Source organism: Sandarakinorhabdus rubra (assembly GCF_010994245.1).
Lineage (GTDB): Bacteria > Pseudomonadota > Alphaproteobacteria > Sphingomonadales > Sphingomonadaceae > Sandarakinorhabdus > Sandarakinorhabdus rubra.
In genome coordinates, this window is sequence record NZ_WMHO01000118.1 from 1 (window position 1) to 7,983 (window position 7,983).

7 protein-coding genes are annotated in these 7,983 nt (G+C 68.8%); 3 read left to right on the forward strand and 4 right to left on the reverse strand.

Annotated features, from left to right (window positions below; translation table 11 throughout):
* The 3 genes from cysS to radA all read right to left on the reverse strand — a co-directional run.
* A partial coding sequence (cysS, locus tag GJV64_RS08540) for a cysteine--tRNA ligase (protein WP_164156839.1) occupies positions 1-1,035 on the reverse strand: 1,035 nt, incomplete at its 3' end.
* Positions 1,032-1,697, reverse strand: a complete 666-nt coding sequence (locus GJV64_RS08545; protein ID WP_164156840.1) for a CvpA family protein — start codon at positions 1,695-1,697, stop codon at positions 1,032-1,034. The genes cysS and GJV64_RS08545, both read right to left, overlap by 4 nt.
* A gap of 54 nt (positions 1,698-1,751) precedes the next feature.
* Positions 1,752-3,140, reverse strand: coding sequence for a DNA repair protein RadA (radA, locus tag GJV64_RS08550; RefSeq protein WP_164156841.1), 1,389 nt, complete (start codon positions 3,138-3,140; stop codon positions 1,752-1,754).
* Positions 3,141-3,239: 99 nt separating this feature from the next.
* Between radA and GJV64_RS08555 the strand changes: the two genes are divergently transcribed.
* Positions 3,240-4,478, forward strand: a complete 1,239-nt coding sequence (locus tag GJV64_RS08555; protein WP_164156842.1) for a M20/M25/M40 family metallo-hydrolase — start codon at positions 3,240-3,242, stop codon at positions 4,476-4,478.
* 86 nt (positions 4,479-4,564) lie between these two features.
* Positions 4,565-6,868, forward strand: a complete 2,304-nt coding sequence (locus GJV64_RS08560) for a patatin-like protein (protein ID WP_164156843.1) — start codon at positions 4,565-4,567, stop codon at positions 6,866-6,868.
* Here the strand turns inward: GJV64_RS08560 and GJV64_RS08565 are convergent, their stop codons facing one another.
* Positions 6,869-7,609: a hypothetical protein gene (locus GJV64_RS08565; RefSeq protein ID WP_164156844.1), complete on the reverse strand. Its 741-nt coding sequence runs from the start codon at positions 7,607-7,609 to the stop codon at positions 6,869-6,871. It abuts the gene before it with no gap.
* 83 nt (positions 7,610-7,692) lie between these two features.
* On the opposite strand from GJV64_RS08565, the gene GJV64_RS08570 reads away from it, so the two are divergent.
* A partial coding sequence (locus GJV64_RS08570) for a hypothetical protein (protein ID WP_205599569.1) occupies positions 7,693-7,983 on the forward strand: 291 nt, incomplete at its 3' end.

Sequence of the window (7,983 nt, forward strand, 5' to 3'; positions counted from 1 at the left end):
GTCGACCACGCCCGGCGGCGGCGGCGGGCGTGGCCCCTTCGGCACGTCGCCCAGCCGCCGCAACCAGCGGTCGAGCCGGGCGCGCACCTGGGCCAGCAGGCTCTCATCCCAGGTCAGCGGCTGGCGGTACTGGGCAGACAGCAGGGCGAGGCGCAGTTCGTCGCCGCTCCAGCCGTCGGCGGTCAGGTCAGCGACGCTCTGCACATTGCCGAGGGACTTCGACATCTTCTCCCCGCCGCCGAAGTTCAGGAAGCCATTGTGCATCCAGATATTGGCGAGGGCGACGCCATCATGGGCGCAGGCACTCTGCGCGCATTCATTCTCGTGGTGCGGGAAGGTCAGGTCGATGCCACCGCCATGGATGTCGATGGTTGTCCCCAGGCTTTCGGCGATCATCGCGGAGCATTCGATGTGCCAGCCGGGGCGCCCGCGGCCCCAGGGCGAGGGCCAGCCCGGCTGATCCTTCGTCGAGGGCTTCCACAGCACGAAATCGGCGGGACTCTTCTTGTAGGGGGCCACCTCGACCCGGGCGCCAGCAATCATCTCGTCCAGCGGCCGGCGCGACAGGCTGCCGTAGGACGGATAAGAGCCGACATCGAACAGCACATGGCCTTCGGCCGCATAGGCGTGACCCTTGGCCACAAGCGCCTCGATCATCGCCACCATGGCGGGAATGGCGCTGGTGGCATGCGGGTGGAGATCGGGCCGCTCCACGCCCAGCGTGGCGGCATCCTCGAGATAGAGCGCCTCATAGCGTTCGGTGATCGTGTCGATCGCCACGCCTTCGGCCCGCGCCTTGTCGATGATCTTGTCGTCGATGTCGGTGATGTTGCGGGCATAGACCAGCTTGTCCGGGCCATAGGTGTGGCGCAGCAGACGTTGCAGCACGTCGAACACCACGGCCGGGCGGAAATTGCCGATATGGGCGCGGCCATAGACGGTGGGGCCGCAGACATAGAGGGTGATCCGATCGGGGTTGATCGGCACGAAATCCTGCTTGGCGCGGATGGCGGTGTTGTAGAGGCGGATGCTCATATCGGCGTCGACGGCGTTTCTTGTTCCTGCTTGTCGAGCAGGCGGTCCAGCGAGCGGCGGTCTTCGGGGCGATAGCCGTCTTCATCGCGGCTGGGGCCTGGCAGGCCGGCGTGCGGGTCGTCTCCGGGTTCGGCAGCCACATCGCCCACCTCCTCGCGCCACAGATCGCCGACATAAGCGACCATGGCACTGGCCACCAGCGCCAGCGTGGGCCGGGTCTTTGCCTCGGCCAGCCAGCGCGGCCGCTCGCCCTCGCCCGGCACCAGCTTCAGGGCCAGCGTGATGATGAGGAACATGAGCCCGGCAGCGAGCACGCCCTTGACCAGCCCGAAGCCCAGCCCCAGCAGCCGGTCGAACGGGCCGACCACGCTGTCCTTCGCAGTGCGCGCCAGCAGCCCGCCCAGCAGCCTGACCGCCAGCAGCGCGACGAGGAACGGCACCAGCACGGCGGCGATGGCGGCCAGCATCTCGCTGTCGCTGGCCTCCAGGAAGGCGGCGCGCGCCGGCGCGTGGAACAGGCGCACTGCGACAAATCCGGCGATCCAGGCGGCCAGGCTGGCCACCTCGGCAATGAAGCCGCGCATCAGGCCGATCAGCGCAGTGCTGCCGACAATGAGCAGCACCAGCCAGTCGAAGGCGGCAAGATCGGAGAAAAACGCCATGGGCCAGCGCCTAACCCGAACCGGGCCGGCCTGCAAACCGCAAACGTCGCACCATCAGTCCGCGCGCGCCAGGTGATCGACCAGCGCGCCCAGCGTGCGGAAGCCGGCGACGCTGATCGGCCCGGACCCCTTTGCATCGCCCCCGGACTCCGGCACGAAGGCGCGGCCAAAGCCCAGCTTGGCGGCTTCCTTGAGACGCAGGGACGCAAGGCCGGCCGCACGCAGTTCGCCCGACAGCGCGACCTCGCCAAAGGCCACGGCATCGCCGGGCAGCGGCCGGTCGGTCAGTGCCGAAACCAGCGCGCAGGCCACCGCCAGATCGGCCGCCGGATCGGCAATCCTGAGGCCCCCGGCGACATTCAGATAGACTTCGTGGCCCCCGAAGGCGAGGCCGCAGCGCGCTTCCAGCACGGCCAGCAGCATGGCCAGCCGCCCCGAATCCCAGCCCACCACGGCGCGGCGCGGCGTGGCGCCCGACGGCACCCGCACCACCAACGCCTGGATCTCGCACAGCACCGGCCGCGTGCCCTCCAGCGCCGGGAACACCACTGCGCCGGTCACGCTCGCGCCCTCGGTGCGGCTGGTGAGGAACAGGCTGGACGGGTTGGCCACCTGTTCCAGCCCTTCACTGCCCATGGCGAACACGCCGATCTCGTCGGTGCCGCCGAAGCGGTTCTTGACGGCCCTGAGTATGCGATACTGGTGGCTGCGCTCGCCCTCGAAATAGAGAACGGTATCGACCATGTGCTCGAGAACGCGCGGGCCCGCCAGCTGTCCGTCCTTGGTGACGTGGCCGACCAGGATCAGCGCTGCCCCCGACAGCTTGGCATAGCGGATCAGCTCCTGCGCCGAGGCCCTGACCTGCGAGACGGTGCCCGGCGCGCCTTCCAGCGTGTCCGAATGCATGGTCTGGATGGAATCGATGATGACGAGGCCGGGCGCCGTCGCCATGCCGGTGAGCGTGGTGAGAATGTCGCGCACGTTGGTTTCGGCGGCCAGCGCCACATGGGCCTTGGCCAGCCCCAACCGCCGCGCGCGCAGCCGCACCTGATCGGCCGCCTCCTCGCCTGACACATAGGCGACGCCGGCACCACTGCGCGCCATCTTGCCAGCCGCCTGCAGCAGCAGGGTGGACTTGCCGATGCCGGGATCACCGCCGATCAGCGTGACGCTGCCCGCTACCAGCCCGCCGCCCAGCGCGCGGTCAAGCTCGTCCATGCCGGTCGACAGCCGCGCCGGCAGCGCCACCTCGTCGGCCAGGCTTTCCAGCGCGATGCGGCGCCCGCCCGTTTGCAGCGACTGCTTGGCAGCGAACGGCGTGAAGACCGGTGCTGCTTCCTCGGCCAGCGTGTTCCATTCCCGGCAGTCCGCGCACTGGCCCGCCCAACGCGCCGCCACCGCGCCGCAGGCCTGGCACACATAGCGCGTCTTGCCCTTCGCCATTACCGACCTTTCAGAACAGAAATGGAACATTAAGGGCGCGGTGCTGGCCCGGCAAGCGCAAGTTGCATCTCCTTTTCTGCCATGCCAGAAGCTGCCGCCATGCGCACCATCCTCCTCTCCCTGCTCCTCGCCACCGCCGCCCCGGCCCTTGCCCAGTCGGCCCCCATCAAGGCCGCCCATGCGAAGATCGCGGCCGATTATGACACCACGGTCGCCGAGGTGATCGAGCTGACGGAAATCCCGGCGCCGCCCTTCAACGAGGCCGCCCGCGCTCAGCGCGTGTTCGAGAAGTTCAAGGCGCTGGGCCTGGAGAATGTCCACATCGACGAGATCGGCAACGTTATCGGCACCCGCCCCGGCAAGGACCGCGCCGCCAAGGCGCTGATGGTCGCCGCCCACCTCGACACCGTGTTCCCGCCCGGCACGCCGATCAAGGTGCGCCGCGAGGGCGATACGCTGCACGCGCCGGGCATCGGCGACACCACGGTGACGGTGGCAGCGCTGCTCGCCTTCGTGCGCGCCATGGATGCCGGCAAGCTGGTGCCGGCGCGCGACATCATCTTCGTCGCCAATGTCGGCGAGGAAGGCCAGGGCGACCTGCGCGGCGTGCGCTACCTGTTCTCGAAGAGCCCGCTGAAGGCCCGCGTGGGCGATTTCATCAGCTTCGATGGCTCCACTGTCGGGCGCATCACCAACACCGCGGTCGGCTCCAAGCGCTACCGCGTCGCCTTCAAGGGCCCCGGCGGCCACAGCTATGGCGCCTTCGGCCTGGTCAACCCGATGGTGGCCTTTGCCGACACGGCGAGCGGCATGTACAAGATCCCGATCCCCACCGACGTGAAGACCACCTATGCCGCCTCGGTCGTGTCGGGTGGCACCTCGGTCAACTCGATCCCCAACACGATCACCGCCGAGTTCGACATGCGCTCGGCCTCGCCGGCCAACCTGAAGGCGGTGGAAGACCAGTTCCTGAAGATCATCGAGGCCAGCGTGGCCGCCGAGAATGCCGCGCGCGACACGCGTTTTGGCAAGATCAGCGCCGTGCCGGAACTGATCGGCGACCGGCCGGCCGGCAACACGCCAGCGAGCGACCCGCTGGTGCAGGCCGCCGCCAAGGTGCTGACCGCCAATGGCTATGACGCCAACCTCACCGCTTCGTCCACCGACAGCAACATCCCGATCAGCCTGGGCGTGCCGGCCATCACCCTGTCGGCCGGCGGCGGCGGCTTCCGCGCCCACGCGCTCGACGAATATGTGAACGTGGAACGGGGCGCCTTCGTGAAGGGCCTGACCACCGCGTTCGACATCGTGGTGGAAGCCGCCAGCATCAAACGCTGAGTAACCGGCGCCTGCCGGATTACGAATTCTCCCGCACTTGCCGATGGTTGCCGCGTTGCTAGACTGGCGGGCGGAAGGGAGAGCGCGTGCAGACCAAGGAGCTTCGCCTCGCACTGGTCTGCTATGGCGGGGTCAGCCTTGCCGTCTACATGCATGGCCTCACCAAGGAAGTGTGGAAGCTTGCCCGCGCCTCGATGCGCCGGCATCATCCGGTCGATGCCCCGCCACTGCCCCCGGCGCGGGACAGCGAGATGGTCTACCAGGCGCTACTGGACGCCATTCCCGGCCTTGATCTCAGGGTGATCTGCGACATTGTTGCCGGCGCGTCCGCGGGCGGCATCAACGGCGTGCTGCTGGCCCGGGCCTTGGTGGAGGGCCATGATCTCGACCAGATCCGTACGCTGTGGCTCGACGGCGCCGATTCCGACCGGCTGCTCGACCCCGCAGCCGCCTCGCGGCCGCTGTCCAAGCTGTGGGCCATCCCGCTGGTGTGGTGGGTGCGCCGACGCGGGCTGGCCGCAGAGGACCGGGCCGAGGTGGCCGCCCATGCCGAGGTGCAGAAGAAACTGTCCCGCTTCATGCGCAGCCGCTGGTTCAAGCCGCCCTTCTCCGGCGGCGCCTTTTCCGAGCTGCTGTTCGATGCCTTCATGGCAATGCAGACCGGTGAGCAGACGCCGCCGCTGGTGCCGCGCCTGCATCCGTTCGACCTGTTCGTGACGGTGACCGATTATCACGGCGCGCCGCAGCGGCTGGCGATCCACAGCCCGGCACTGGTGACCGAGCCCGAGCATCGGCTGGTGATCGGCTTCACCTGCCCGGGCGATGGCGAGGAACGCCATGTTGGCGAGACGCCTGAGCTGGTGTTTGCCGCCCGCGCCACCGCCAGCTTCCCCGGCGCCTTCCCGCCGGCCCGGGTGGGCGAGATCGATACGCTGCTGCACCGCCATGCCGCCGGCTGGCCGGGACGCGAGGCCTTCCTGGCCCGCATCCTGCCCGGCCGCGCCGAACCGGAGCGGGTGGACCTGATCGATGGCGCCGTGCTCGACAACCGGCCGTTCGGCCCGGCACTGGCGGCCTTGGGGCGGCGCCCGGCCCACCGCGAAGTCGATCGCCGCTTCGTCTATCTCGATCCCAAGCCCGGCATGCACGATCCCGGCGAAGGCCAGGACCAGCCGCCGGGCTTCTTCGCCACCATCTTGCGCAGCCTGGCCGACATTCCGCGCCAGCAGCCGATCCGGGACAGCCTGGACACCATCGCCGCGCTGTCCAACCGGGCCCGCCGCCTGCGCCACATCGTAATCGGCATGATCCCGCAGGTGGATGCCGCCATCGATGCGGCGATCGGCATGCGGCTGCTGCTGTTCTCGCCGACCGTGGCGCGGCTTGCCGATTGGCGCAGCCGCATGAACAGCGAGGCGGCGCGCGGCGCCGGCTTTGCCTATGGTGCCTATGGGCGGCTGAAGATGGCGACCGTGATGGATGCGCTGGCTGCACGCATCGCGGCAGCCGGCGGCCTGCCGGAAGAGGCGGTGCGCCGCGCGCTGTGGCGCCATGTCAACGCCGCCGGCCTGGCCCCGCCGGAAGCCGCGACGGCGAAGGGCGGCGCCGGATCGGCGCACGTGCTGTTCCTGCGCCAGCATGATCTGGATTTCCGAATCCGCCGCCTGCGCTTCCTGATCCGGCGGGTGAACATGGCGCTGGTCGGTACCGATGATGTCAACGCGGCCCGGCTGGGCGTGGTGAAGGCGGGGCTGCACGACATATTGGGGCCGCACGTGGTGCGCAGCCATGTCCACCGGCTCGGGGCGGAGACACGCGCCGCCTGCGCGCTGGCGCTGGAGGATCCGGCCGCGGCGCTGACGGCGATGTCTGAAGCACTCGATCTGAGGGCGCTGGACGAAACCAGCGACACCCGGCTGGTGGCGTTGATGAGCGGTCTGCCGCGCCGGCTGCGCCGCGATCTGCTGTCGGGCTATCTGGGCTTTCCCTTCTTCGACATCGCCATCCTGCCGCTGATCGCCGATGGCGGCATGGACGAGCTGGACGAGATCAAGGTGGACCGGGTGAGCCCGGATGATTGCATGGCGCTGGCCGGCGTCGGCGGGCGGCAGCTGAAGGGCGCGCTGTTCCGGGCGTTCGGCGCCTTCTTCAGCCGCGCCTATCGCGAGCATGACTATCTATGGGGCCGCCTGCACGGCGCCGAACGGATGATCGATCTGGTTGTCTCCAGCCTGCCGGAGCGCAACCAGCCAACGGCGGAAACGCTGGTCGGCATCCGCCGCGAGGCCTTCCGCGCCATCGTGGCCGCCGAACGGCCGCACCTGAAGGACATCGAGGAGACGTTTGCCGCCCTTGACGCCGCTCTCGATGCAGAGCGGCCTGGGGACTGACTATTCGGCCGGCTGGGCCTTGGCCTGCGGGCGATATTGCCTGAGATAATGGATGATGATCGCCATGCCGAAGATCGACGGGATCGCCCAGATCATCGGGTTGAAGGCGTGTGCCGGGAACATCTCGATCAGGCCCACCGACAGGAAGGCGGTGTAGGCGGCGATCCCCGTGGCCACCATGGCCTTGAAATGCTCCGGGATATAGGCGCGGGGAGAAGCCGGCGCGGCGAAGATGTAGCGGAAATAGGTGGTGGTGGTGCCGAATCCCAGCAGCGAGACCATCACCATCAGGATGGGCTCCATCACCGGGCCATTGCGGTTCAAGAGATAGAGGCCATGCACGAGGCAGATGCCGGCCGCCACCATGGTGACGCCCTGCACGGCCAGCATGGACCAGTGGCGGTTGCCCGCGTGGTCACGCCGGTTGGCGACCATGACGAGCCCATAGCGCGTCATCGAGATGGCCAGCAGCCCGAGATAGACCATCATCGTGCCGAACATGCCGCGATAGAGGACCTCGTCGGTCAATTGCGGATGCATGGCCAGCGGCCACACGAGGGACAGCGCGCCCATGCCCAGCGCCTGGCTTGCTGCCGTGTAGATGGCCGCCGAAAACACGAACCCCCAGCGCCGGTGCGCCGGCCCGCCCTTGCGGGTGACCACCGCCCCCCAGAAGCTGGTGAGCGCCACCACGCCGGCACCGACATGGATGGCAAGGAAGAGGGTGAACAGCCAGGGCATGATGGGGCGGCTCTGCGGGCTCCTGTTCCGGCTTTTGCGCGCGCACCGCGCTTTGGCAAGTTCAATGTGCTAACAGGATCGGCATGGCCGGCCTCAATCTTGGACTGCGCTATTTCGCCGGCGTGTTTGCCGTCGGCTTTGCGCTCGGCACCATCCGCACGCTGTGGCTGGCGCCCGCTATCGGCGAACTGGCGGCGGTGGCTGTGGAGCTGCCCGTCATGCTGGCCGCAAGCTGGTGGTGGTGCCGGCGGCTGCTGGCCCGCCGGCCGCTCGACACGGCGGGGCGGGCGGTGATGGGCGGCACGGCGTTCCTGTGGCTGATGGCGGCAGAACTGGGGCTGTCGCTGGCCTTCGGGCGCACCGCAGGCGAGCAT